The 22,860-nt window shown below is 58.2% G+C and carries 22 protein-coding genes and 1 riboswitch; of the genes, 10 read left to right on the forward strand and 12 right to left on the reverse strand.

Annotation, left to right across the window (positions count from 1 at the left end):
* Nucleotides 1-192: 192 nt before the first annotated feature.
* Together queF and AC0V6N_RS09490 are read right to left on the reverse strand one after the other, a co-directional pair.
* Complete coding sequence (gene queF, locus AC0V6N_RS09485) at nt 193-666, reverse strand: preQ(1) synthase (RefSeq protein ID WP_486171315.1); 474 nt, start codon at nt 664-666, stop codon at nt 193-195.
* A gap of 105 nt (nt 667-771) precedes the next feature.
* Nucleotides 772-1,371, reverse strand: a complete 600-nt coding sequence (locus AC0V6N_RS09490; protein ID WP_486171316.1) for a hypothetical protein — start codon at nt 1,369-1,371, stop codon at nt 772-774.
* Between the two features lie 133 nt (nt 1,372-1,504).
* On the opposite strand from AC0V6N_RS09490, the gene AC0V6N_RS09495 reads away from it, so the two are divergent.
* The 10 genes from AC0V6N_RS09495 (at nt 1,505) to AC0V6N_RS09540 (ending at nt 10,242) form a co-directional block, all read left to right on the forward strand.
* Nucleotides 1,505-2,365 (forward strand): hypothetical protein, encoded by an 861-nt coding sequence (locus AC0V6N_RS09495; protein WP_486171317.1) that lies wholly within the window; start codon nt 1,505-1,507, stop codon nt 2,363-2,365.
* Nucleotides 2,366-2,419: 54 nt separating this feature from the next.
* Entirely contained in the window at nt 2,420-3,298 is an 879-nt protein-coding gene (locus AC0V6N_RS09500) for a sulfurtransferase (RefSeq protein ID WP_486171318.1), read from the forward strand.
* Complete coding sequence (metC, locus tag AC0V6N_RS09505) at nt 3,295-4,491, forward strand: cystathionine beta-lyase (protein WP_486171319.1); 1,197 nt, start codon at nt 3,295-3,297, stop codon at nt 4,489-4,491. The genes AC0V6N_RS09500 and metC overlap by 4 nt, the downstream gene beginning before the upstream one ends.
* Nucleotides 4,491-5,615, forward strand: coding sequence for a mechanosensitive ion channel family protein (locus AC0V6N_RS09510; RefSeq protein ID WP_486171320.1), 1,125 nt, complete (start codon nt 4,491-4,493; stop codon nt 5,613-5,615). The genes metC and AC0V6N_RS09510 overlap by 1 nt, the downstream gene beginning before the upstream one ends.
* Before the next feature lie 92 nt (nt 5,616-5,707).
* The gene (cobA, locus tag AC0V6N_RS09515; RefSeq protein ID WP_486171321.1) at nt 5,708-6,478 is read left to right on the forward strand and encodes a uroporphyrinogen-III C-methyltransferase; all 771 of its coding nucleotides are present in this window, start codon (nt 5,708-5,710) and stop codon (nt 6,476-6,478) included.
* Nucleotides 6,475-6,774, forward strand: coding sequence for a DUF2849 domain-containing protein (locus tag AC0V6N_RS09520; RefSeq protein ID WP_486171322.1), 300 nt, complete (start codon nt 6,475-6,477; stop codon nt 6,772-6,774). The genes cobA and AC0V6N_RS09520 overlap by 4 nt, the downstream gene beginning before the upstream one ends.
* Entirely contained in the window at nt 6,774-8,402 is a 1,629-nt protein-coding gene (locus AC0V6N_RS09525) for a nitrite/sulfite reductase (RefSeq protein ID WP_486171323.1), read from the forward strand. Before AC0V6N_RS09520 ends, AC0V6N_RS09525 begins: the two co-directional genes overlap by 1 nt.
* On the forward strand, nt 8,395-8,844 hold the full coding sequence (locus AC0V6N_RS09530) for a DUF934 domain-containing protein (protein WP_486171324.1): 450 nt from the start codon (nt 8,395-8,397) through the stop codon (nt 8,842-8,844). The genes AC0V6N_RS09525 and AC0V6N_RS09530 overlap by 8 nt, the downstream gene beginning before the upstream one ends.
* Nucleotides 8,837-9,595 carry a phosphoadenylyl-sulfate reductase gene (locus tag AC0V6N_RS09535; protein ID WP_486171325.1) on the forward strand — a complete coding sequence of 253 codons (759 nt, stop codon included), beginning with the start codon at nt 8,837-8,839 and terminating at the stop codon, nt 9,593-9,595. Before AC0V6N_RS09530 ends, AC0V6N_RS09535 begins: the two co-directional genes overlap by 8 nt.
* A gap of 38 nt (nt 9,596-9,633) precedes the next feature.
* Nucleotides 9,634-10,242, forward strand: coding sequence for a hypothetical protein (locus AC0V6N_RS09540; RefSeq protein WP_486171326.1), 609 nt, complete (start codon nt 9,634-9,636; stop codon nt 10,240-10,242).
* On the opposite strand, the gene AC0V6N_RS09545 is transcribed toward AC0V6N_RS09540, so the two are convergent.
* From AC0V6N_RS09545 to ftsZ, 10 genes are all read right to left on the reverse strand, one after another.
* The gene (locus AC0V6N_RS09545) at nt 10,239-11,138 is read right to left on the reverse strand and encodes an NAD-dependent epimerase/dehydratase family protein (protein WP_486171327.1); all 900 of its coding nucleotides are present in this window, start codon (nt 11,136-11,138) and stop codon (nt 10,239-10,241) included. The genes AC0V6N_RS09540 and AC0V6N_RS09545 overlap by 4 nt on opposite strands.
* Nucleotides 11,139-11,146: 8 nt before the next feature.
* A complete protein-coding gene (gene proB, locus AC0V6N_RS09550) occupies nt 11,147-12,274 on the reverse strand; it encodes a glutamate 5-kinase (protein WP_486171328.1) in 1,128 nt (375 codons plus the stop codon).
* The gene (gene cgtA / locus AC0V6N_RS09555) at nt 12,259-13,317 is read right to left on the reverse strand and encodes an Obg family GTPase CgtA (protein WP_486171329.1); all 1,059 of its coding nucleotides are present in this window, start codon (nt 13,315-13,317) and stop codon (nt 12,259-12,261) included. Before cgtA ends, proB begins: the two co-directional genes overlap by 16 nt.
* A gap of 39 nt (nt 13,318-13,356) precedes the next feature.
* Nucleotides 13,357-15,315, reverse strand: a complete 1,959-nt coding sequence (locus AC0V6N_RS09560; protein WP_486171330.1) for a TonB-dependent receptor plug domain-containing protein — start codon at nt 15,313-15,315, stop codon at nt 13,357-13,359.
* 118 nt (nt 15,316-15,433) lie between these two features.
* Nucleotides 15,434-15,664: riboswitch (cobalamin riboswitch) on the reverse strand.
* 8 nt (nt 15,665-15,672) lie between these two features.
* The gene (locus AC0V6N_RS09565) at nt 15,673-16,623 is read right to left on the reverse strand and encodes a hypothetical protein (protein WP_486171331.1); all 951 of its coding nucleotides are present in this window, start codon (nt 16,621-16,623) and stop codon (nt 15,673-15,675) included.
* Nucleotides 16,624-16,872: 249 nt separating this feature from the next.
* Nucleotides 16,873-17,613 carry a Bax inhibitor-1/YccA family protein gene (locus tag AC0V6N_RS09570; RefSeq protein ID WP_486171332.1) on the reverse strand — a complete coding sequence of 247 codons (741 nt, stop codon included), beginning with the start codon at nt 17,611-17,613 and terminating at the stop codon, nt 16,873-16,875.
* Nucleotides 17,614-17,759: 146 nt separating this feature from the next.
* The gene (locus AC0V6N_RS09575) at nt 17,760-18,569 is read right to left on the reverse strand and encodes a pyrroline-5-carboxylate reductase family protein (RefSeq protein WP_486171333.1); all 810 of its coding nucleotides are present in this window, start codon (nt 18,567-18,569) and stop codon (nt 17,760-17,762) included.
* Nucleotides 18,570-18,601: 32 nt separating this feature from the next.
* The gene (locus AC0V6N_RS09580; RefSeq protein ID WP_486171334.1) at nt 18,602-19,108 is read right to left on the reverse strand and encodes a type III secretion system chaperone family protein; all 507 of its coding nucleotides are present in this window, start codon (nt 19,106-19,108) and stop codon (nt 18,602-18,604) included.
* Nucleotides 19,109-19,264: 156 nt separating this feature from the next.
* Complete coding sequence (locus AC0V6N_RS09585) at nt 19,265-20,815, reverse strand: tetratricopeptide repeat protein (protein ID WP_486171335.1); 1,551 nt, start codon at nt 20,813-20,815, stop codon at nt 19,265-19,267.
* A gap of 148 nt (nt 20,816-20,963) precedes the next feature.
* Complete coding sequence (gene ftsZ, locus AC0V6N_RS09590; protein ID WP_486171336.1) at nt 20,964-22,775, reverse strand: cell division protein FtsZ; 1,812 nt, start codon at nt 22,773-22,775, stop codon at nt 20,964-20,966.
* Nucleotides 22,776-22,860 lie beyond the last annotated feature (85 nt).

The raw sequence follows: 22,860 nt of genomic DNA on the forward strand, positions 1-22,860 counted from the left end.
ATCATGTGGAGACGCCCCACTCACACAAATGCGCAAGCTACGGTGCCCCCGATACAGGGCGCGTGGCTACCCAGACATTGTTACTATTGGGTGAAGACAATGCCTGGCGACCAGCGCCGCGTTAACCATGTATGGCCATTAATTGTTAAGAGAAATTAAAGGTCCCGCCGATTTACAAGTTTATCGGCAAAACTAACCCCGACCCCTGTAAGGCTGCACACCTTGGTCAGGCACCCAGAGGCCCTCTGGAGCCGCTCCGGTCTGCCAAAAAACGTCAATTGGGATGCCGCCACGCGGGTACCAATAGCCGCCAATCCTTAACCAGCGCGGCTTCATTTCTTCGACCAAACGTTGCCCAATTCCCACAGTAACGTCTTCGTGAAAGCCGTTGTGATTGCGAAAACTGCCGAGAAAGAGTTTGAGGCTTTTCGATTCAACGATCGTTTCACCGGGCGCATAGTCGATCACCAAATGCGCAAAGTCGGGCTGATCTGTAACGGGACAAAGTGAGGTGAATTCTGGTGCTGCAAATCGCACCAAAAACAGCGCGCCTTTGCGCGGATTGGGTACGTAATCGAGCACCGCCTCTTCCGGTGAAGTGGGCAGAGGTGTGTCTTTTCCGAGAAATGCAGGCTGAACGCCCGATGTATCAGGTGTGCTTTCCATGCCGCGCTGTTGCCGCGAAAGACGCTCTCTTGCAAGCGGGTATCTGGACGCGGGTGTTTTCAGTTATATGGCAGTATACCCGTAGGCGTTAGCCGCAACTGATGGTCAGGTGCGCTCATTAACGTTGACGGTATCAGGCAGAAAACCAGAAGCAAATATTCGCATCATGCGTAGCCAGACCCGCCCTTCTTTCCTTGCAGCCCGCTCCGGCATGGGCGCGATTGCGCTTACAAGCGGGCTTGCTTTGGCCGCTGCTGCACTGACAGCTGCGCCCGCGTCGGCGCAGAATTCGGGCGGTTTCTCCCTTCCGCAAAGCGGCACAACGCCAACGCCGGCACCAACGCGCGCTCCGCAGGGGCCCGCTGATGAACGCGCAGGAGTGCAGATCGGCCCGCGTGTCATCCCACAGCCCACCCCGACTGCGACCACGCCGGCGCCCACGCCATCGCCATCTCCCACGCAGGCTCCTCCTGCGTCGTCGACGCCGGAACCAGCACAGGCATTGCCAAGTACGGGGCCAACCACCGGGCCAACCACAAGGCCAAGAACAGGGTCAACCACTGGGCCAGCAACCACTCGGGCAGCTCCGCCGCCTTCTTCTGCGCAGACTTCACCAACACAGCCATCCGCTACTACAAACGCGCCGCCTGCATCATCCAGCGCTTCTGCGCCTGCCACCAGCGTTGCAGGACCGGGTTTTGACACTGATATTCTCCCAACAGAAGGCGACGGGCCAGTTGGGCCAGATGATTGGTATGATGTCACGACAGGCGGGGATGAGGGCGAGCAAGCCAGCAGCCCCAACGCGTCATCATCAAGCAACTTCGTCCCCGGTGAAATGGCCACGCTCCGCGCGATGGCGATGCGCAACCAAATCTATATTGGGCTTGCGATTATGGCGCTGCTCGCTGGATTGCTGGCATTCTTCTATATGCGCAGGCGCCGATCAGAAGCGGTCATGATCCATGAGGATGGTCCGTCTTTGGCACTGGGAGTGCACAAGGTTATCAAAGAGACCAAGCCGCAATCGACAGAACCAACACCGCCGCCTGCGCGCCCTGCTCCCGCGCCCCGCACTTCACCCGGACCGGAAGTCGAACCGAAGACTGCGTCTGCAAACGAAGGAAACAAACCTCTGGACTTAACAGATGTGGTCGAGCCAAATCCTGCTCCCGCAGCTTCTGCAGCCACCAGCAAAGCAGCCGAAGAGCTTGAACCAGCGCGGGTGGATCTGGCGCTTGAGATCATCAACGCATCGCGCAGCGTGATGATGTTCACGCTGGATTTTCGCATTGAGATTGCCAATCGCTCTGACCGCGCGGTGCGCGACCTCACGCTGGCTGCCCAAATGGCTTTCGCACAGCGTGGCGGAACCAATGGAGCACCTGTTGCAGGTGGTCAGCCCATCGGTGCAGTTGAGCGGATCGGCCCGCATCAATCGCGCGCCATTACAGGTCAGCTCACTCTGCCATTGTCCGAGCTTAAAACCATCCACCAAGGGACAAAGCCGCTCTTTATCCCGCTGATCCATGTCATCCTCGAAGGGGACGGGATCAAGGCGCAAAATCAGAGTTACGTTGTGGGCACGCCTAGCGCCGCGAGCACGGGCCGCGTCCATCCGCTTACTTTGGATGGACCGCCGGGCGGGATGCCGGGTCTTCGCGCGCAGGTGATCCGCAATCAGGGCGCAATGGCTTAAGGGACTGCATAGCGGGCTTGGCGGGCGGCTGGCACCGCGCTAGCACCTGTATCCATGAGCGATACCTCAACCAGCCTCGTCTCGACCGATTGGCTCGCCGCGCATTTGCGCGACCCTCTCACCATAGTGCTCGACGCATCGCGCCACCTGCCAGCTGCATTGCGAGACGCGCGGGAAGAATTTGAGGCCGCACACATTCCCAGCGCACGTTTCCTCGATCTTGAGACACTGACCGATCTCGGCTCTGCAGTTCCGTCAGCTTTGCCCAATGCACAGCAAGTGGCTCAGCGATTGGCTGAATTGGGCGCGACGCCCGCTGCAACAATCGTTTTGTACGATGATAGCGCGGTGAAGACCTCTGCGCGAGCTTGGTTTGCGCTGAAAGCTCACGGTTTGGAAAATGTCGCGATCCTTGATGGCGGGCTGGCCAAATGGCGCAGCGAGGGGCGCGAATTGGAGAATGGTACAGCCTCCATCACCGCGACCGCCACAGCCAGCCTGCCCGCGGTGCAAGGCGTCGTCACCAAAGGGGATATGCTCGCCAACATTGATAGGGGCGGTTTCCAAGTGCTCGATGCACGTGCGAGTGACCGCGTGTTTGGCAGCGGCATTGATCCTGTTCATGGCGGGCAAAATGGCCGCATACCGGACGCGCTCAACCTGCCTTTTGGCGAAGTTTTCGCCGAAGACGGGACGTTCAAAACACCCGGCGAACTGGAGACGGCCTTCGCATCAGCGGGCGTGGACCTGACCCGTCCCGTGGTGACCACGTGTGGTAGCGGTGTAACGGCGAGTGTCCTGCTCTTCGCGCTTCATTTGATCGGCAAGCAGGACGCAGCGCTTTACGATGGCAGCTGGCAGGAATGGGAGGCCGATCCTGAAACGCCCAAAGCGCAGGGGCCGGAACAGGGTCCGGAGAACTCACCAGCATGAGCAAAGACAGCAAGCCTTCGACCAAAGTCACCCATGCCGGGCGGCGCGAGGAATGGACTGGCGCTGTCGTCAATACGCCGGTCTGGCGCGCTTCCACGCATCTTTACGCACGCGAAGCGGATCGAAAGGCCGCGGGTAAAAACAATGCTGACGGGCAGTTTTTCTATGGCAGGCGCGGAGCACCCACACAGTGGTCACTCGCCGAAGCGCTGACCCAGATTGAGCCCGGCGCACATGGCACCGTGCTTTATCCAAGCGGCGTCGCAGCCATCGCAGGGTGCATGCTCGCAGTGCTGAAACCCGGCGATCATCTGCTGATCAGCGACAATTCCTACGACCCATCACGCAGCATGGCGACCGGCCTGCTCAAGCGGATGGGTATAACACACAGCTTCTTTGATCCGCTTGATTTGGATGGGTTTAGATCACTGGTGGCAGAGACCGCTCCGCGTGCTGTTTGGCTGGAAAACCCCGGCAGCCTTACGATGGAAGTTTGCGACATCCCCGCCCTCACCACGATTGCGCGCGATGCTGGTGCGGTTTCGATGCTCGACAACACTTGGGCAAGCGCGCTCGGCTTTGCGGGCCTTACGCATGGCTGCGACATTGTGATGCAGAGCCTTTCGAAGCATGTCGGCGGGCATTCGGACCTGATGATGGGCAGCGCCAGCGCGGGAGAGCGCTGGTATAGGCGTCTGCGCCGCACATCACAGGAGCTGGGCCAAGTGGTCTCACCTGACGACGCAGCACTCGCTGCACGCGGCTTGCGCAGTATGGCGGTGCGGCTTGAACGCTCCACACAAAGCGCGGTTCAGATTGCGCGCTGGCTTTCCAAACAACCTCAAATCGCGCGCGTCATGTGCCCGATGCTGGAAGGTAATCCGGGCCATGCGATCTGGAGCCGCGATTTCACCGGAGGGTGCGGGTTATTCAGCTTCGTGCTCGAAAGCGGCGATCCCGATGCAAGCGGCAAGCTGGCAGATGCGCTTCAATTGTTTGGCATTGGCTACAGCTGGGGTGGCTTTGAAAGCCTTGCTCTGCCAATATTCCCGCACGAATACCGGGATATTATGGCCAGCCCGACCGTTGAACACGAAACGCCGCGCGCTGCCCTTCGCCTGTCGATTGGGTTAGAAGACCCGGACGACTTGATTGACGATCTTGCCAGCGCCCTTTCGCAACTGGAAAATTGATGACCGCAACAACAACAACGCCTTCTGCCGAACAACAAGAGGCGCCTGAGGTCACTGCACCTGAAGGTGAGGCTACCGAGCAAGGTGCAGCGGAAGGCGAAACAGCAGCCGAAGAAGTGGCTGCCGAGGCAGATATTCCTGCAGACGAACCTGCCGGAGAGCCGGTGGAAGTTGTCGAAGGCTCAAATGAGTTGATCGAGGGTGCAGAGGCGCAAAGCGAAACCGCAGCGGCAGCTCTACGCTATCTGCACGAGGCCGCTTTTCAGGTGGGCGACTTCCGCTTTTCCGTGCTCGACGCGCTGCTAATTATCGGCGTGATTTTGCTGGTTGTGACGGTCGCGTGGTTCGTCACCCGCCTCAGCCGCGCTGCTATTCGAAACATTTCCCGTTTTGACGGCAGTCAAAAAGTGCTGGCTGAGAAACTCTCAACCATCATCATCTGGGCGCTCGCCTTCTTTGTCGGGATAGACATGTTGGGGATCGACCTCACTGCACTCGCCTTCTTCGGCGGTGCATTTGGTCTCGCGATTGGTTTTGGTCTGCAAAAGACCTTTGGTAACCTGATTTCAGGGATCATCCTTTTGCTCGATAAATCAATCAAACCCGGCGACGTGATCACTGTCGCTGACCAAGCAGGCAATGAAGCCGTCGGGCAAATTCGCAAGATCGGCATTCGCGCGATTTCTGTCATCACTCGCGATCAGACGGAGCATTTGATTCCAAACGAAAATCTGATGATTAATCAGGTGGTCAACTGGTCCTACTCCTCCAAGGAAGTGCGCGTAAAAGCCCCCGTAGGCGTGTCTTACAACAGCGACCTCGATCTGGTGACGAAGCTGCTTTACCAGGCTGCTGAGGACGTAGACAGGGTCCTCCAAATGCCCAAGCCCCGCGTGAATGTGATGGAGTTTGGCGATAATTCAGTGAATTTTGAGCTGCGTTTTTGGATCACTGACCCCGAAAGCGGGATCGCCAACATTCGATCCGATGTCTACATGCGCATCTGGCAATTGTTCAAAGAGCACGAGATCGAAATCCCGTTCCCGCAGCAGGATATTCACTTGCGCTCCTCCAAGCAGCTGGATCGATTGGTCGAACTGATGAGCGGTGGAAAAGCGTCTTAGCGAAGGTTCCTGAGGGCCCTCAAAAGCTTTCCTTGGCGCGTCCCAATCCATTCTCGCTGGTGACTTAAGCGCGCCCACGCCATTTGGGGCGCATGGAAATTGGCACTATCTACCTCGTTGGCGCTGGGCCGGGTGACCCCGACCTTCTGACCCTGCGCGCTGCCCGCTTGATCGAGCAAGCTGAAGTCATCGTCCACGATGGCCTTGTCAGCCGCGAAATCCTCGCATTGGCTCGCCCAGATGCTGATTTGATCTCTGTTGCGAAACAGCGCGCGCGGCACACTCTACCGCAAGATCAGATCAACGCTCTGCTAGTGCGCGAAGCGCTGGCTGGTCGCGATGTGGTGCGCCTCAAAGGCGGCGATCCGCTGATATTCGGGCGCGGTGGCGAAGAAGCCGAAGATGCACGCGCAGCCGGTGTTCCGGTGGAGATCGTCCCCGGCATCTCTGCTGCGAATGGCGCGGCAGCTGCAACTCAAATCGCCCTCACCCACCGCGATGCCTCCAGCATTGTCAGCTTTGTCGCTGGCCAATGCAAAGGCCTGTCCGATCAGGACTGGTCTGGCCTCGCAGGCAAAGGTCGCACGCTGGTGATCTATATGGGCGTCAAAACTGCGCCTCAGATCGCTGAGAAACTAATGGCCGATGGTCTTGCGCCGGACGTACCATTGGCGGTGATCGAGAACGGCGCGCGTCCTGATATGCGCGTAGTGCGCGGGCTGCTCGCTGGGCTGCCTGACTTGGTTGAGACCCACCGCATCAAAAGCCCCGCCCTCATCGTTATCGGCGATGTGACAGCGCGCGATGGTCTGTCCGTATCGAATCTGGCCCAAATGGCTCAGCAAACGGAGGCCGCACAATGAGAGTTCTGACTGGAAACGACCTCAAGACGGGCGATGTTACGTGGTGGACCGGCCAGGGCTGGTCGCGCCATGTCGATGACGCAGTGGATGCAGGCGAAGAGGCTGAGACGATCTTGGCCGCCGAAGAAGCTGCGCGCCATGTCAATGTGCCCTACATTATCGAAGCAACCCGCGACGAAGATGGCAGCGTGCGCCCTGCTCACATCAAAGACCGTATCCGCGCACTCGGCCCCACAGTGCGGCCCGATCTGACGCTCAAACCCAAAGACCCCGAAGCTCTGGACTGGATTATCTGATGTACCAGTACAATTCATATGACCAAGCGATGGTCGATGCGCGCGTGGAAGAATTCCGCGATCAGGCGCGCCGTCGTCTCGAAGGCAAGCTGACAGAAGACCAGTTCAAGCCGCTGCGGCTGATGAACGGCCTCTATCTGCAACTTCACGCCTATATGCTGCGTGTTGCCATACCCTATGGCACGCTGAACTCTGCGCAGATGCACGCGCTGGGCGACATCGCGGACAAGTATGACCGCGGCTATGGCCACTTCACCACGCGCCAGAACTTGCAATACAATTGGATCAAGCTGGAGGATGCGGCGGACATCTTGGCAGATCTCGCCAAGGTTGAGATGCACGCGATCCAGACCAGTGGCAATTGCATCCGCAACATTTCAAGCGATCACTTCGCAGGCGCTGCACATGATGAACTGGTCGATCCCCGCCCCTATGCCGAATTGCTGCGCCAATGGTCGAGCTTCCACCCAGAATTCACCTATCTCCCGCGCAAATTCAAAATCGCGGTGATCGCAGCCGAGAAAGACCGCGCAGCGATGCGCCTGCACGATATCGGCATCCAGATAGTCGAGAAAGACGGCGAGATCGGCGCGGCGTTCTATGTCGGCGGCGGCATGGGGCGCACACCCATGATCGCGCCAATGATCCGCGACTTTGTGCCGCTTGATCAGCTGATCACCTACGCTGAAGCCTGCCTGCGCGTGTATAACCGCTATGGCCGCCGCGATAACAAGTACAAAGCGCGCATCAAAATCCTCGTCCACGAGCTGGGCAAGGATGAATATACGCGCCAGGTCGAAGAAGAATTCGCCCATATGCTCGATCAAGGCGTTGAACCGCCGCGCGAAGAGTTGGAGCGGATCAAACCTTTCTTTGCCGACCCTGCTTTCGAAGAGGGTGCGAAGAATGTTGACCGTTCGGACCCTGACTTTGCGCTGTGGGTCGACCGCAACACGCACCGCCACAAGCATGACAGCTATGTCAGCGCCGTTATCTCGCTCAAGCCTGTTGGCGGCATTCCGGGCGATGCCACTGGCGACCAAATGCGTCTGATGGCCAAGCTCGCCAAGCAATATAGCTTTGACGAACTGCGCATCATGCACACGCAGAATGTGGTGCTTCCTCATGTGAAGATCGAAGACTTGCACGCGCTTTGGACGCAGCTTGACGCAGCTGACCTTGGCGCGCCAAATATGGACTCGATTGAGGATATGATCGCGTGTCCTGGCCTTGATTATTGCGCGCTCGCCAATGCCCGCTCCATCCCGCTCGCACAGCGCATTTCCGAGAAATTCGATGCCTCGGGCAAGACCGAGAAGCTGGGTGAGCTAAAGCTCAAGATCTCCGGCTGCATCAATGCCTGCGGGCACCACCATGCGGGCCATATCGGCATCCTCGGCGTCGACCGCAAAGGCGTTGAGAATTACCAGCTTTCCCTCGGCGGATCAGAGGCTGAAGACACCAGCCTCGCCAAAATCACCGGCCCCGGTTTCACCGAAGACGGCGTGATCGAGGCGGTCGACAAAGTGACCGATGTCTACCTCGCGCAAAAGCAAGGCGAGGAGCGCTTCCTCGACACTTACCGCCGCATCGGAATGGCCCCGTTTAAGGAGGCACTCTATGACTGATCTTGGAGCTTCTCCTGACGAAGTTCAATTCCGTTTCCGCGAGGATGAAATCGTGGATCACGGGACCGTCACCGTTGATGCCTGCTGCGATCAGACCAACGCCACCGCCGTTCGGATTGAACCGGGCGATGATGCGCGCGCGCTGCTCCCCTTCCTCGACCGGCTCGCTTTGGTAGAAGTCAATTTCCCCACATTCGGCGATGGGCGTGGCTATTCTGCGGCCCGTATCCTGCGCGAAGCCGGATATTCCGGCGAACTGCGCGCAGTTGGCGATGTTGGCATTGATCAATTGAGCCATATGCGCCGCTGCGGATTTGACGCATTCGCGCCAGATAAACCACTCGACAAAGAGGACGCCGCGCGCGCCTTTGCGACCTGGAAAAACGTCTATCAGCGCACCACAGATGGCCGCAAAACCATTCAGGAGATGCGCCATGAATGAAGTGCGCAAAATCGACCGGCTCGACGCTGCACCGCGATTTAGCGAGCACGACGCCGTACGCCTCAACCGCATGTTTCGCGGTTCCTCGACGCTGGAAATGCTCGATGGCGTGATCAAGGGCAATCTTGCCGGCGACATTGCGATTGTCTCCAGCTTTGGCGCGGAAAGCGCTGTGTTGTTGCACCTTGTCGCGCAGGTTGATCCGGGCATCCCGGTCCTGTTCCTCGATACGGGCAAGCACTTTGCCGAGACGATTGAGTATCGCGATCTAGTCGCTGAAAAGATCGGTCTCACCAACCTGCAAATCCTCACGCCAGATCCAGAAGACCTAGCGAAGAAGGACGAAACCGGTCTGCGCTGGTCCTATGATCCCGATGGCTGCTGCGAAATTCGCAAGGTTAAGCCGCTGGAAAAAGCGCTCGCGCGGTTCGATGCGAGCTTTACCGGCCGCAAGAGCTTCCAATCAGCCACCCGCGCGAACCTCCCTCGTTTCGAAGTGGACACATCGGACGCGCAAGGTCGCCTGAAGATCAACCCACTGATCGATTGGAGCGCCAAAGAAATCACGGCCTATTTTAAACAGCACGACCTGCCCGCGCACCCATTGGTCGCCAAAGGCTTTCTCTCCATCGGCTGTGAGCCGTGCACCCACAAGGTCGCGCCCGGCGAAGACCCACGCTCAGGCCGCTGGAAAGGCTGGGACAAGACCGAATGCGGCATCCACAAGCCGGGCGAAGAGCCATTCCTGTAAGGGCTTGATTGCGCTGAGCGGATTGTTAGCCAAGGGGAATGCTTTCATTCCTCCTTCTTTCTACCGCGCAGCTTTGCGATCCTGACGATCCGGCGATCACCTATTGCGAGCCCGAGCCTGATTGCTCCTACAATCTCGAAGCAATGCTCGCGCTCGACCGGAATGCGTTCGACCAAGACATTCCCAATGGCGGTTGGCGCAGGCTCTCAAACGCAGGCTGTTACGAGGAAGCCGCTGAACTGATCCGCGAATGGCGCCATGAAAAGCGCGATCACAGTAGCATTTTGTATTGGCACGAAGGGCAAATGCGCGCCGAAGCCGGACAAACACGTCAGGCCATCGCGCTGTTCGAACTGACCCGCAAATCGCAAGACTTTGACGCAGATTTTGGCTGGAACCACTATGTTGATGGCACAATCGCCTTTCTTAGCGGCGACCGCGAGGGGCTTACCAAAGCAATCGAAAGACTAGCCCTCGTCCCCGCGCCAGAGGAAATCAGCTTCACACGCGCCGATGGAACGGTTTTCGAGCTCAGCTGGCCGCCAAATATGAATGTTCTGGTGAAGTTTGAGCAATGCTGGGGCCGACCCTACTCAGAAGTCTACGGCGCCGAGGAATGCACTCCTACTGCTCAAGCTGACGACTAAAGCCAGCCTTCCGCTTTGTACCAATCGGCGGTCGCTTTCAGCCCTGAATCGCCTTCAATCCGCGGCTCCCACAGTTTCGCAGGTGGACGCTTATCAAAGCGAACCACCCAATTGGGGTGGCTCATATAGCCCACACGGTCTGCGGTCAGCTTCGCCTGATCACCCCGCAGCAGTTTGTCGGCTGAAGCGGCGAGATTGAGTACCGACTTTGGCAGGCTAGGAGCAAACACGCTGCGCTTGCCCACCGCACGCCCAATCGCCTGCGCCAATTCCTTGTGCGACCAGCCGCCTTCGCGCCCATCATCGGGTTCGTAAGTCGTTTTAGGCGCCCGGTTCTGCGCCAAAAGCACCAGTAGCTGTGCCAAATCATCGACATGGATGATCGATGTCGCACCGCCCGGCGGCAGCGGTACAATGCCCAATTTGGCTGAGCGGAACAGTTCAAACATCTCAGTATCGCGCGGGCCATAGACAGCCGGAGGGCGAACGATTGTCCAATCGAGCCCGGATGCCTGAACCAATTCTTCCGCCTTCGCTTTGGACGCGCCATAGGCTGACAATTGCGGCTCACGCGCGGAAAGCGAGGAGACGAACACGAAGCGTTTGACCTTCGCAGCCTTGGCCGCCGCCATCACATTGGCTGTGCCCGTGACATTGGCTCGCTCAAACTCGGCCAGATCAGGGGTATTTGTCAGCCCCGCGATATGAATGACAGCGTCTGCACCATGACATAGGGCCTCCAGCGAAGCGGTGTCATCGAGCGTGCCCGAAATCCATTCAACGCCATCGCGCTTTGGCTGATCGCGGCGGGTTAGCGCGCGCGCTTCGTGATCGGAGGCTGCGTCCAACACAGCTGAGCCGACAAAGCCTGTTGCACCAGTGATCGCCAGCGTCATGCCCATGGTTAGCCCTGCACCATATGATCGCGGTGGACGACTGCAGCGCGCGGTGCATAGCCCAATTGTGCCTCTTGCTCGGCTTGTTTGCGGCCTGCGATTGCGCGGCATTCTTCGGCTGAATATTCAACCAGACCTTGCCCTAGCCGCTCACCTTTAGGGCCATGCAGACTGACCAGAGCGCCGCGTTCAAAATCGCCTTCCACTTCGGTTAGACCCGCTGCAAGCAGGCTTGCACCGCCCGCCAGCGCTTCCACACAGCCCGCATCCACGGTCAACACGCCTTCAAGCGATTGCCGCCCGCCCAGCCAGCTCTTGCGCGCATTGTCGCTGCGCACCGGTAGGAACAATGTGCCGCGCCCTGTGGCCAGCGCTTGGGTGATTGGGCGTTCGCCCGTGCCATTGGCGATGCCCAGCGTAATACCTGCACGCTCTGCAATGCGCGCAGCCTGAAGTTTCGCCTTCATCCCGCCTGTGCCCACTCCTGATGAGGAATCCTCGCCCGCCATGGCGATAACTTCGGGGGTAACACCCTCGACATTCTCAATTAGCTTTGCGCCCTCTTCGCCCGGCGGCTTGTCATACAAGCCATCGACGTCCGACAGGATCAGCACCCCGTCGGCGTTCGCAGCCTGAGCCACGCGCGCGGCGAGCCGATCATTGTCGCCAAATCGGATTTCTTCGGTCGCTACACTGTCATTTTCGTTGATAACCGGAACAGCGCCCGTCTCAACCAGCCGCTCAATCGTGGCAGAGGCATTGAGGTAGCGCCTACGGTCTTCCAAATCGCCCAAGGTCACCAGCATCTGCGCAGCGGTCAGCCCATGTCGATCCAGCGCGGTTGCCCATAATTGCGCCAGCGCCACTTGTCCGACAGAGGCCGCGGCCTGTGCATCGGCAAGGCTGGCCCTGCCACCTTTAGGCAACCCTAATCGCGAGGCACCCAGCGCAATCGCGCCAGAACTGACGACGATAATCTCGCCGCCTTTGGTACGGAAATCTCTCAGGTCGAGCGCGAGTGCATCGAGCCAACCGCGCGCAGGCTCACCATCTTCAACCAGCAGGGCGGAGCCGATCTTGACGACCAGCCGTTTGCACGTTGCAGGGTCCAGCAGCGCCTTTAGATCGGCGACCATTCGCCCCCGTCCTCATCTTCATCCTCAACCTCAACCGTCTTGGTCTCGGTGGAGGTGCGGTCGGGCAGATAGCCAAGCACTGCATCGAGCAGCGCCTCAATCCCCTCACCGCTCGCGCCGGATACGGTGAACACCTCTTTGGCTCCCGCTGCTTTCAACTCATCGGCAAAAGCTTGCGTCAGCTCAGCGTCGGCAAGGTCGGTTTTGTTAAGCGCAATCAGCTGCGGCTTGTCTTCGAGACTCGCACCATAGGCGGCCAGCTCTTCCTGGACGATCTGCATTGCCTCAGCCGGGTCATCGCCCGCAATGTCGATGAGGTGGATCAGCACCCGGCACCGCTCAATATGGCCAAGAAACCTGTCGCCAATCCCCGCGCCATCCGCAGCTCCTTCGATCAGGCCGGGAATGTCGGCGAGCACAAATTCGCGCGCCTTGTGGCGAACTACGCCCAGCTTCGGCACCAGTGTGGTGAAGGCATAGTGCCCCACTTTCGCCTGTGCGTTCGACACCGCGTTGATGAAGGTCGATTTGCCCGCATTGGGAAGGCCCAGTAGGCCGACATCGGCGAGCAGCTTCAAACGCAGCCACACCCACATCTCCTCGCTCGGCTCGCCGGGCTGATGCTGGCGCGGGGCGCGGTTGGTTGAGCTTTTGTAAGACGCATTGCCGCGCCCACCCATGCCGCCTTCCATGAAGACGACGCGCTGGCCCACTTCGGTGAAGTCGAGCAGGACTTCTTCCTTGTCCTCGGACAGAACCTGGGTGCCGACGGGAACTTCGATAACCAGATCGGGCGCGCCTGCGCCGGTTTTGTCCTTGCCCTGCCCATGGCTGCCGCGCTTGGCCTTGAAATGCTGCGAATAGCGAAAGTCGATGAGGGTGTTCAGACCTTGAACGGCTTCGAAAACAATGTCGCCGCCCTTGCCGCCATTGCCGCCATCGGGGCCGCCATATTCGATATACTTCTCGCGCCGGAAAGAGACCGCTCCGGGTCCCCCAGCTCCTGACTTAAGATAGATTTTTGCCTGATCGAGGAAATGCATGGGGATGCCCCTAGCATTTCCTCTTCAGAAAGCGAGACTTTAGAACTTCGCTTCGATACCCGCGATCACCGTGCGTCCCGGCGATACAAAGGTGTTCACCTGCTCATAGGTCTCGTCAAACAGGTTCTCCGCCCGCGCGAATAGGCTGACCCCTTCCGTCAGCTCAAAACGCGCATTGATGTTCACCAGAGTGAAGTCGTCGAGCGTTGTTACCGGTGCGGGGAAGGCACCGGTGGTGAAATCATTGTCGAGCGCTTCGCCATTGTGGCGCACCACCAGATTTGCCGAGGCTTTCTCATCGCTTGCGGTCCAAGTGAGCGCAGCACTCGCGATGCTTTCAGGGCGGCGGACTTCGGTTGCACCATTTTCTTCTGCATCGAGATAGGTGTAGGCCGCGTTGAGGCTCCAATTGCGGCTGAGGAACGCTGAGAGAGACACCTCCACGCCCTGCTGCTCACTATTCGTAGTCCGATTGCCGGGCGTCGCGATGAAAGTTGGCGGTGGGAAGACACTGAATATCTCGCCTTCCAGTTCTGCGTTGAAATAGGTGACAGAGACCGTTGCCTGATCGTTGAACAGTCGTTGATCGACACCGATTTCCCAACTGGTCGATTCCTCCGGCTCTAGGTCAGGATTGCCAACGAATACGCCGTCAAAGAAGCCAAACAGCTCAAAGAAGGTCGGGTTTTTGACACCCGTACCGACAGCCGCGCGAAGTCGAGTATCGTCCCCGACATCTACGCCCGCCCCGACACGGAAAGTGGTCGTATCTTGGAAGCGATCGTTGAAATCTTGGCGGATCGCGGCGGAGAAATTGAAGGTGTCGCCGTCATAGCGATACTCGCCGACCAAGCCGGCATTCTCGACCTCGCGCCGCTCGTTGAAAGTTGCGATGTTATTGAAGCCTTCAACTTCGTATTCTCCGGCAAAGCTCAAACTGTGATCGTACCCCAAGCGGTACGAGGCGACATAGGAAGCTTTGAAGCGGTCGCTTTCCGTATCACTCGTGGTCGCGCCATTGTCGAAGGTGTTACGCTCAATATCGGCGATTTGGATTGAGAGGTCATGGACAATGCGCCCATCATCCGTCTCAAGACGGGCGCCTACCAGTCCGTGAAGCGCAGTGTTCTCGTACCCCACACCGGGGCTGTCGATCACTAGGCCAAGCGTTGGGCTGCCAAAGGCGAAGTCCTGATTGTTGCTATCGCCTGATGTATCGACGAAGCGGCCCACGCCCCGCAAAGTGAGGTTGTCAGCGACCTCCACTCTTAGCTTGCCTGCCAATGTGTAGCTGTCGCGGCCAATATCGCGTGTGCCGTCTCGTGCATTGGGTTCGCCATTGGTGGTGACAGCGGTGGCGGAGAGTGATGCTGCGAAGTCGCCTTCATCAATTCCGAAGCGCGCTGCGCCGTTGAAAGTGTCATTGGTGCCAGCTTCGATCCTACCAGCGACGCCGTCAAAATCGCCGCTGCGATAGGCGACCACACCGCCGATGGCGTCATTGCCGTAGAGGGCTGATTGGGGACCACGCAGCACTTCTACCCAGCTGCCGATCTCGGCTTGAAGCGTGCCGATATCGAACTCACCGCTGCCTGGATCGGACACTTCGATACCGTCGACCAGCACCAGAACATGGTTCGCCTCTGTTCCCCGAAGCCGGATTTGGGTTTGGCCCGCCACGCTTGATAAAGCGATACCGGGTACATCGCGCAGCACATCGCCAATATCGCGGGTCTGGCGCTCTTCCAATTGGTGGCGGCGGACGATGGTGGTGGATGCCGTTGTGTTCTGCGGTCGAACAGTCTGGAGGCGGCTTTCAGTCACCAAAATCTGGTCTGGATAAATGCGGCCTATGGGCACGATGACATTGTCATTATCGAAGCAATCGTTCTCCGGATTGCAATCGGTCATCACGATATCCACATCCTGAGCCGCCGCAGGCAAACTCCATCCAAGCGCCGCCGCAGCCGCACTCGCCAAAAACACAGTTCTTTTCATATCCGGTAATCCCTTCCGAATGAGCGTTTTGACACCGCGAAGGATTACTCCCACGCGGCCTTCGAAATCGTCGCTCGAAACGAAGGTTCTTCGCGCCTCTCCAATCCCTGAGAGGGGCAACAAGCGACACGCTCCGGTCGGTCTCCTGGCTTGCGGGTCATTGTCTCTGGCTCCCCTTCCCAAGCTTTTTCGCTCAGTGGGAGCGCGCCTTTGCAGGCACACATGAACCAGACACTCGCCGCTTACAGTTGCAGGGACAGCTGCGGAATTGGGACCAAATGATCCCGCACCGCATTCCCGTTACCGATGCGTGGGTTTCCAATAAGCGCCCGAAACTTTGAGCGCAATAGGATTGGATTACTGCGGCGCGTCCGGATTATCCGCGCTGTCATCGGTCGCAACAGGTTCGACCACAGGCTGCGAGATAAACTGCGTGTCAGCTGGGATCACTGGCACTTCAGTGCCCGTTGCAGGGTCCGCTACAAGCCCGGATGTAGCGGTTGGCGATGCCAAAGTCGCACCGGGATCGCTTGTAAAGGTGGGGGTTACGATCCCCTGCGCGCGCGCTTCTTGAACCGCCACCCAGCCGGGTTGTGAAGGACCAAACCGGTCACCCCAGCGGGCATCCCACGCCGCAGAATCGCGTTCATACTTCTCATAGTCGACGAAGAATTGCTCAAACGGCTGTTCAAGCACGGCGAAATTGTCTTTCGCAAAGGCAATAGGGTCGACCGGCGCCAGCAAATAGCGGTTCGACACGTCAAGCGCAGCGGCACAGAACCCACGACGGGCAGGCGGCAAAGCGAAGTAATTATAGACCGAAGTCATACGCTCCTCGCGCGCCTTTAGGGCAGCGCGGCGGCTGCCTTGCTCACCGCGATAGACGCTTTCGATCCGGTCATTGACCGTCTTCAATGCGCGATCATGGTCGCTGATATAGGCGCTGTAAGCGGTAAGGATCGGGGTAAACTGATCCGACACACAATTGAGCGCAGCCACGTTCCAGGCAGAGCGAAAATGCCACACGCCTTCATCTTCTGAAACGCCCAGATTGATTGTTTCACGCTGGCCCAAAGCGTTCTTGGGCGGAATTTGCATCACATACGAAGCGCCGCCCGGCGGCAGCGGACGGTAGGGTGTAGTCTCCACCGGTGGCGGCGGAGGTGGCGGTGGCGGGGGAGGAGGCGCTGGCTTTGCACAGGCGCCCAGCAATGCCACACCCAGCACCACGGTGGTGATCTTTAGCGGTGATTTACGGCGTGTTTCGCCTTGGCTACGCGTTGCGTCGGCCTGTTTAGCGCTGTTCATTACCAATTCGCCTCTCACTGCAATTGCTCCCATGCGGCGCATGACAGCCCTTTGTTCGACCATCTACACCATGGCGGTTTGATCCTTGCTCGCAACTGAAGCGTTTGAGATCAAGTCGCTAAGCCGAGAATTAGTCACGCTCTATGGCAAAGCAAATGCCCGAAGCCTATGGTTAGGCTCCGGGCATTGCAGTGTATCAACAGTTTGTTCGATGAGCCCCTGCGGAGCATCACCTACTGGCTGATGCGATCACTCGCGGCTACCGAGGAACTGCAGCAGGAACATGAACATGTTCACAAAGTCGAGATAGAGGTTAGTGGCCCCCATAATCACCGCTTTGCCCATGAAATCGGTTCCACGCAGATACTGATACTGGTTCTTCAGGCGCTGCGTATCGTAGGCGGTGAGACCTGCGAAGACGAGCACACCGATGCCGCTAATCACGAAAGACATCGCTTCGGATTGCAGGAAGATGTTGATGACAGAGGCGATGATCAAGCCGATCACACCCATGATCAGGAAACTGCCCCAGCCAGAAATGTCTTTCTTCGTGGTGTAGCCCCACAGCGACAGGCCGAGAAACGCGCCTGCGGTCGCAAAGAAGGTCACAGCGATGCTGGGTCCGGTGTAAACGAGGAATATCCACGAAACCGACAGACCCATCACGGTCGCAAACGCCCAGAAGACAATTTGCAGCGTCGTGTAGCTCATCTTGTGCAAGCCAAAGCTCATCGCGAGGATGAAGGCGAGCGGCGCGAATGCAACTACGATGCCAAGGCCTGAACCCATGATGGCGTAGGTCACACCGCTAAATGCAGCGAGGACAGCAACAATACCGGTCAGCAGAACGGCAGATGCCATGTAATTGTAGATTGAGAGCATGTAAGAACGCAGGCCCTCATCATAGGACACGCCTTCTACATCGCCGCCAGCCCGCGGCACAGAGCCGAAAGCTTGGCCAGAGCGCTGATTTTCATTCCAGTCAGACATTTTGGATCCCTTGTCTCCAGTCCAGAGCGCGACAATACGCGCCGTTGATAAGCAATATCGGCATTTTTGAGGGGTTTTTCAAGCGAAACCGGTGCGCATTTCACCGAAAATCGTTCAGTTTTGCGCCAATTATGATTAATGAATATTCAGGTCTTGCCCTTGGATAGCTCTGCGCCTCGGTCCCGCGTTGCGCGCAAAGTCTCCGTCAGCAATGAAATCAACGCGCTGTCTTTATCCAGCACATTGAGCCCCTGACGCGTCATCCCGCCCGGACTTGCAACTTTGTCTGCCAATTGTGCAGGCGAGAATTCTGAACCGGCCGCGAGTCCCGCCGCCCCTTCAACCATTGCCAGCGCTAGGGCGCGGGCTTGCTCCGGCTCCAAGCCTAGATCTGCTCCCGCAACGCTCAACGCGTCGATAAAGCGGTAGACGAACCCCGGCCCTGATCCGGCAAGGGCGGTGGCAAGGTCATACTGGCTCTCATCCTCGAGCCAAACAGCATTGCCCAGCCTGTCGTAATAGTCAGATAGTGCAGCGCGCTCCGAGGCATTCAGCCCCTTTGCGGCCAGAATAATGGGCGATTTGTTGATGCGTGATGCGAGGTTGGGCATCACGCGCACATGCGATGCAGCGCCGGGGAAAGCGCTTTGCAATTGTGCAAGCGTTATCCCGGCGAGCAACGAATGCACCGCGCGTGACTTGGCTAATTCCTGAAAACCCGGCGCAAGGTCAACCAGTTGATGCGGCTTAAACCCTAGCATCACCGCATCATACTCATGCGCCGCCAGTGCAGCCTTTGCGTCTGTGAAGAAGGCTACGCCCGCTGGCGCAGGCTTTTCAGATCGGTTTAGGATCGCAAAACCAGCCGGATCAACGCCCGTCGCCAACCACCCGGCCAGCATCGCGCCTGACATATTGCCATATCCAATTATTAGAAGCCTGTTTGGCTCAGCCATGTCCAACCGCCTTTCTCAAGCGATACAAATGGCTACGCTTCGCCCACCGCGTCAACCATTGCCGCTTCCAATGCGGCTTTCGGGCTCTTGTCGCCCCACAGGACGAATTGGAACGCCGGGTAGAACCGGTCGCATTCATCAATCGCGGTTTCAACCAGCGCCTGCGCCTGCGCGATGGAGAGCATCCCCTCATCGCCGAGCAAAACGCCGTGACGGTAGAGCAGCACATCACCGTTGGACCATACGTCAAAGTGCCCCAGCCACATCTGCTCATTTACGAGGCTCAACAATTCGTATGCGCTTGCTTTCTTTTCATCGCTGACACGGATTTCGGGCAGACAAAGGAATTGCAGAACATTGTCCGTGCTGCGCCAGATCGCGCGCAATTGATATTTGGCCCAGCTGCCCTGCACTTCGCCGACCATCTCATCATCGGCGACCACTTCGCAGTCCCAGCCGCGTGCTTCAAACAAGGCGGCGAGCATTTCGACCGGCGCGGCGTCATCATGTGATGTGTATTCTGCTTCGCGGGGTCTCATCGGAGGGCTTTCAATAGAACGGGGGACTTTGTCATCGCCAAGAGACATGCCTTTACAAGTTGTATCTTGGCAATGCGCGTATCGGTCAGGCTTGGGGAGAACGCTTTTCGCTTGTTCAAAGCTTGTGCAGTAAAAGCCGGGGATAGCGACAAAGATCTATTTAAGTTCCTGAATTTCCGTGCCTTCTGGGCTGATATAGGAGAATGTCTCAATCCCCTTTTCACCAAGCGCATTGATCAAGGCGCGCGCAGCGGCGCGATTCTCAAGCGGACCAGCGAGCAGCCGGTTTGCATGACCCCATGGCGTCACATGCGGCTCAAAATCCTCAAGCAATTCAGGCGCCCGCCTGCTGAAACGCCGCCAATCAAAGCCAAGCGCATCGACATCGCGGCCTGTGGCAAGCTGCACCCAGATTCGGCGAGGATGATCTGGCTGAGCGGGCTCTGCTTCGGGTTCGGGAGAGGTTTCACGCGGAATCTCAATCGCGGCCAGATCAACAGCGCCATTCGCGCTACCCTCTACCGGCAAGTCGGAACTGTCGAGATCGGCAAAAGCATCAGCCACGCTCAATGGCGGGCTTACTGGCACTGGTGTTGAGGCTTGTGCTGGCTGTGTTGGTTGTGATGCTGTTTCGACCGTCGCGATATCGGGCAAAGCCGCTGCGGCCAATTCCTCAGTTTGATCGGTAGCTGACACATTGGATGCAACGTTCGAGGGCGTTTCTGCCACGGCCTGTGTCGCTGCCGCTACCATTTCCGGCTCTGGCGGCACCTCGGCAACTGTCTGCGTGACTTCCTGACTGACCGTTTCAACCGGAGCGCCCCTTGGCGCACCAAGAGGCTCACCCGCGGGCTCAAGCAGCGATCCCACTGAGCCCTCGCTTGCAAACCGAGCGATGCGCGGGTCTTCGCGGCCGATATCTGCCGCGCGCGGAAAAATGCCAAGGTTGGCAGCGGCCGCTTGCTGGGAAGGCGTGAGGCGCGGCATGTAAGCGAGGTAAGGATTAATGCGCGCAGCCAAATCAGCCGGCATCACTTCATTCACGATCGCGCGCGCCCGCTCTTCTTGACCAAGGATCGCAAGACCAAAGGCGCGCGTGCGAAAGGCGGCGGGATCGCGCGCCTCCAACAGCGGCGCAAGCGCAGACTGAAACCCGCCTTCATTGCCCGCAATCGCCTGGCTCAAAGCAAAGCGTCTACGGGTTTCATCATCTTGAGGATTAAGTTCAATTGCGCGGGCATAGGCAGCCTGAGCTGCTTGTTGATCACCGACCATATCAAAGGCGAGCGCTTGATCGCCGAGCACTTCACGTGGTGAAGCACCTGAACTGAGCGCCGCATTGAGCATTGGGATTGCTTCTAGCGGTTGGCCTGATCGCAGGTAAACGCGGCCAAGACCCAGCTTTGGACGCGCATCATTGGGGGCAATGTCAGAGGCGCGACCATAAAAACCAGCAGCCGCGTCATAGTCGCCCACCGAAAGCGACGCGTCACCTGCTTCAAGCAGCGAACTAACACTGCGGGGCCTGCGAGCCAATTCCATCAAGGCTCGGTTGAGCCGCTGGACCTCGGGCGCGGGCAATGGCTGCACGACTTCTCGCGAAGTCTGCGCCTGCACGAATACCGGTTGAGTTAGCGCTGCGAGGCTCATCCCTGCAAAAGCAAGTGCAAGCCGGATGGAGCTGGGATCGCGATGATATAGGGTCACAAGAATTTCCGCTAACGCATTTTCAGACATGCGCTAGCCAAAACCTGCTGAACACAGGGCGAACCGCATTTGTGCTCCGACAAAACGCAGGATTGGCCATTTGGATGAGCGGTGCTGCGAGCCACGCTGTGCCCCGCAGCCTCACCAATCATTGGTTATTCTGGCGTCCGAGGAAACGCGGAATGCTGAGCGCGGGTGCATCATCACCATCATCGCCATCTTCATCGTCATCCGAACTGGATGAACGTGAGAGGTTGGCCATGCGTTCAAACAAGGTGCTGCCACCAGAGCTGCCTGAGCCCTCGCTATCACCACTAGCCGCAGCGCCTGCAGCTGCGCCGGAACCCAAAATTCCGGCACGGCGGCCACCGCCTTGCGGCTGCACAGGCTCATTTGCATCATTCAGACGATCTGCATCTTCCAGCAGACTATCTTCAGGAGCATCTTCGCTGGTTGCAGCAGTTTCAGCTTCACTCTCGCCGCCTTCCACTTCTTCAACTTCAGCATACTCACTGTCGAGGTCGAGCGTCTCTTCGCCGTCGCCGGTTTCCGCAAAGCCATCATCGCTCAACGAGCCAAAGCTGGTGTCATCCGCTGGGTCGGGAAGCGCGTCTTCATCTTCAGCACCACGAAGGCCAGCGAGCGGATCGACAATGCCGTCCACATCATCGCCTTCATCGCCCATATCATCGCCCGCTTGCATACCAGAAAGGTCGAAAGGCTCGCTTGCGCCGCCAGTATCTTCTTCCTCTTCGTGTGCCTCTTCTTCCTCGATTTCTTCCTCAGCTGAGATCGCATCGGATACGGGATCAGAAAAGACAGGGATACGCGGTGCGCTTGGCTCTGGCTCTGCTTCAGGAGCAGGCTCAGACAGTGTCATGGGTTCAACCTCAGCGGTGCTTTCATCCTCACCGCCCAGTTCGAGAACAGGGCGCTTTGGTGCACGTGCATTACCGAGCGATGTGCTGGTCGAGCGCGGTGCTTCGCTCGAACCGCTTCCTTCGATACCGGTCGCCACGACGGATACGCGGATCTTGCCTGAAAGATCAGGGTTGAAGGCGCTGCCCCAAATGATGTTGGCGTCTTCGTCAACGAGGTCGCGAATATGGTTCGCCGCCTCATCAACTTCCATCAGCTTCATGTCTTCGCCGCCGATGATCGAGATGATGACGCCTTTGGCGCCCTGCATTGACACGCCATCAAGCAGCGGGTTGGCAATTGCCTGTTCGGCGGCATTAAGCGCGCGGTTCTCACCTTCGCCCTCGCCCGTACCCATCATCGCTTTGCCCATCTCGCTCATGACAGAGCGGACATCGGCGAAGTCGAGGTTGATGAGACCCGGCATAACCATAAGGTCGGTGATTGAGCGGACGCCCTGCTGGAGCACTTCGTCAGCCAGCTCAAACGCTTCTTTAAATGTGGTTTCTGGCTTTGCGACCAGGAACAGGTTCTGGTTCGGGATCACGATCAGCGTGTCGACGTGATCCTGAAGCTCAGCAATGCCAGCTTCGGCTGCGCGCATCCGGCGCGTGCCTTCGAATAAGAATGGCTTGGTCACAACGCCGACTGTCAAAACGCCTTTGCGACGTGCGGCCTCTGCAATGACAGGTGCAGCCCCAGTGCCTGTACCACCGCCCATACCGGCGGCGATAAAGACCATGTTGACGCCTTCGAGCGCCTGTTCAATGTCGGATACGGTTTCCTCAGCAGCAGCTTTGCCAACCTCTGGCCGTGCACCTGCACCAAGGCCACCGGTGATGTCCGGGCCAAGCTGGATACGCTTTTCAGAGGGACTTGAACTCAACGCCTGCGCGTCCGTATTCGCCACGATGAAATCGACACCTTCGATTTCAGAGGCGATCATATTCGCAATCGCGTTGCCACCGGCGCCGCCGATACCAACCACTGTAATGCGTGGGCGCAGGTCGTCTGTTTCTGCTGGACCGATATTGATGCTCATCGCTTCTATTCCTCCAGACGCAGGCAACGGAAATTTCGGGGTTTTCCCACAAGGTTTCCTTACGTCAGTTTATCTGTGACACATT

The organism is Erythrobacter sp. S57(2025) (assembly GCF_057365055.1).

What these genes read in the sequence shown, in the direction of transcription:
- AC0V6N_RS09560 (WP_486171330.1), bottom strand. Translation starts at nt 15,315, where the DNA reads ATGAAAAGAACTGTGTTTTTGGCGAGTGCGGCTGCGGCGGCGCTTGGA.
- cgtA (WP_486171329.1), bottom strand. Translation starts at nt 13,317, where the DNA reads ATGCATTTCCTCGATCAGGCAAAAATCTATCTTAAGTCAGGAGCTGGG.
- AC0V6N_RS09535 (WP_486171325.1), top strand. Translation starts at nt 8,837, where the DNA reads ATGAATGAAGTGCGCAAAATCGACCGGCTCGACGCTGCACCGCGATTT.
- AC0V6N_RS09510 (WP_486171320.1), top strand. Translation starts at nt 4,491, where the DNA reads ATGACCGCAACAACAACAACGCCTTCTGCCGAACAACAAGAGGCGCCT.
- AC0V6N_RS09495 (WP_486171317.1), top strand. Translation starts at nt 1,505, where the DNA reads ATGGCCACGCTCCGCGCGATGGCGATGCGCAACCAAATCTATATTGGG.
- AC0V6N_RS09575 (WP_486171333.1), bottom strand. Translation starts at nt 18,569, where the DNA reads ATGGCTGAGCCAAACAGGCTTCTAATAATTGGATATGGCAATATGTCA.
- AC0V6N_RS09580 (WP_486171334.1), bottom strand. Translation starts at nt 19,108, where the DNA reads ATGAGACCCCGCGAAGCAGAATACACATCACATGATGACGCCGCGCCG.
- AC0V6N_RS09540 (WP_486171326.1), top strand. Translation starts at nt 9,634, where the DNA reads ATGCTTTCATTCCTCCTTCTTTCTACCGCGCAGCTTTGCGATCCTGAC.
- AC0V6N_RS09500 (WP_486171318.1), top strand. Translation starts at nt 2,420, where the DNA reads ATGAGCGATACCTCAACCAGCCTCGTCTCGACCGATTGGCTCGCCGCG.
- metC (WP_486171319.1), top strand. Translation starts at nt 3,295, where the DNA reads ATGAGCAAAGACAGCAAGCCTTCGACCAAAGTCACCCATGCCGGGCGG.
- AC0V6N_RS09530 (WP_486171324.1), top strand. Translation starts at nt 8,395, where the DNA reads ATGACTGATCTTGGAGCTTCTCCTGACGAAGTTCAATTCCGTTTCCGC.
- queF (WP_486171315.1), bottom strand. Translation starts at nt 666, where the DNA reads ATGGAAAGCACACCTGATACATCGGGCGTTCAGCCTGCATTTCTCGGA.
- AC0V6N_RS09525 (WP_486171323.1), top strand. Translation starts at nt 6,774, where the DNA reads ATGTACCAGTACAATTCATATGACCAAGCGATGGTCGATGCGCGCGTG.
- ftsZ (WP_486171336.1), bottom strand. Translation starts at nt 22,775, where the DNA reads ATGAGCATCAATATCGGTCCAGCAGAAACAGACGACCTGCGCCCACGC.
- AC0V6N_RS09545 (WP_486171327.1), bottom strand. Translation starts at nt 11,138, where the DNA reads ATGACGCTGGCGATCACTGGTGCAACAGGCTTTGTCGGCTCAGCTGTG.
- AC0V6N_RS09520 (WP_486171322.1), top strand. Translation starts at nt 6,475, where the DNA reads ATGAGAGTTCTGACTGGAAACGACCTCAAGACGGGCGATGTTACGTGG.
- AC0V6N_RS09565 (WP_486171331.1), bottom strand. Translation starts at nt 16,623, where the DNA reads ATGAACAGCGCTAAACAGGCCGACGCAACGCGTAGCCAAGGCGAAACA.
- AC0V6N_RS09570 (WP_486171332.1), bottom strand. Translation starts at nt 17,613, where the DNA reads ATGTCTGACTGGAATGAAAATCAGCGCTCTGGCCAAGCTTTCGGCTCT.
- cobA (WP_486171321.1), top strand. Translation starts at nt 5,708, where the DNA reads ATGGAAATTGGCACTATCTACCTCGTTGGCGCTGGGCCGGGTGACCCC.
- proB (WP_486171328.1), bottom strand. Translation starts at nt 12,274, where the DNA reads ATGGTCGCCGATCTAAAGGCGCTGCTGGACCCTGCAACGTGCAAACGG.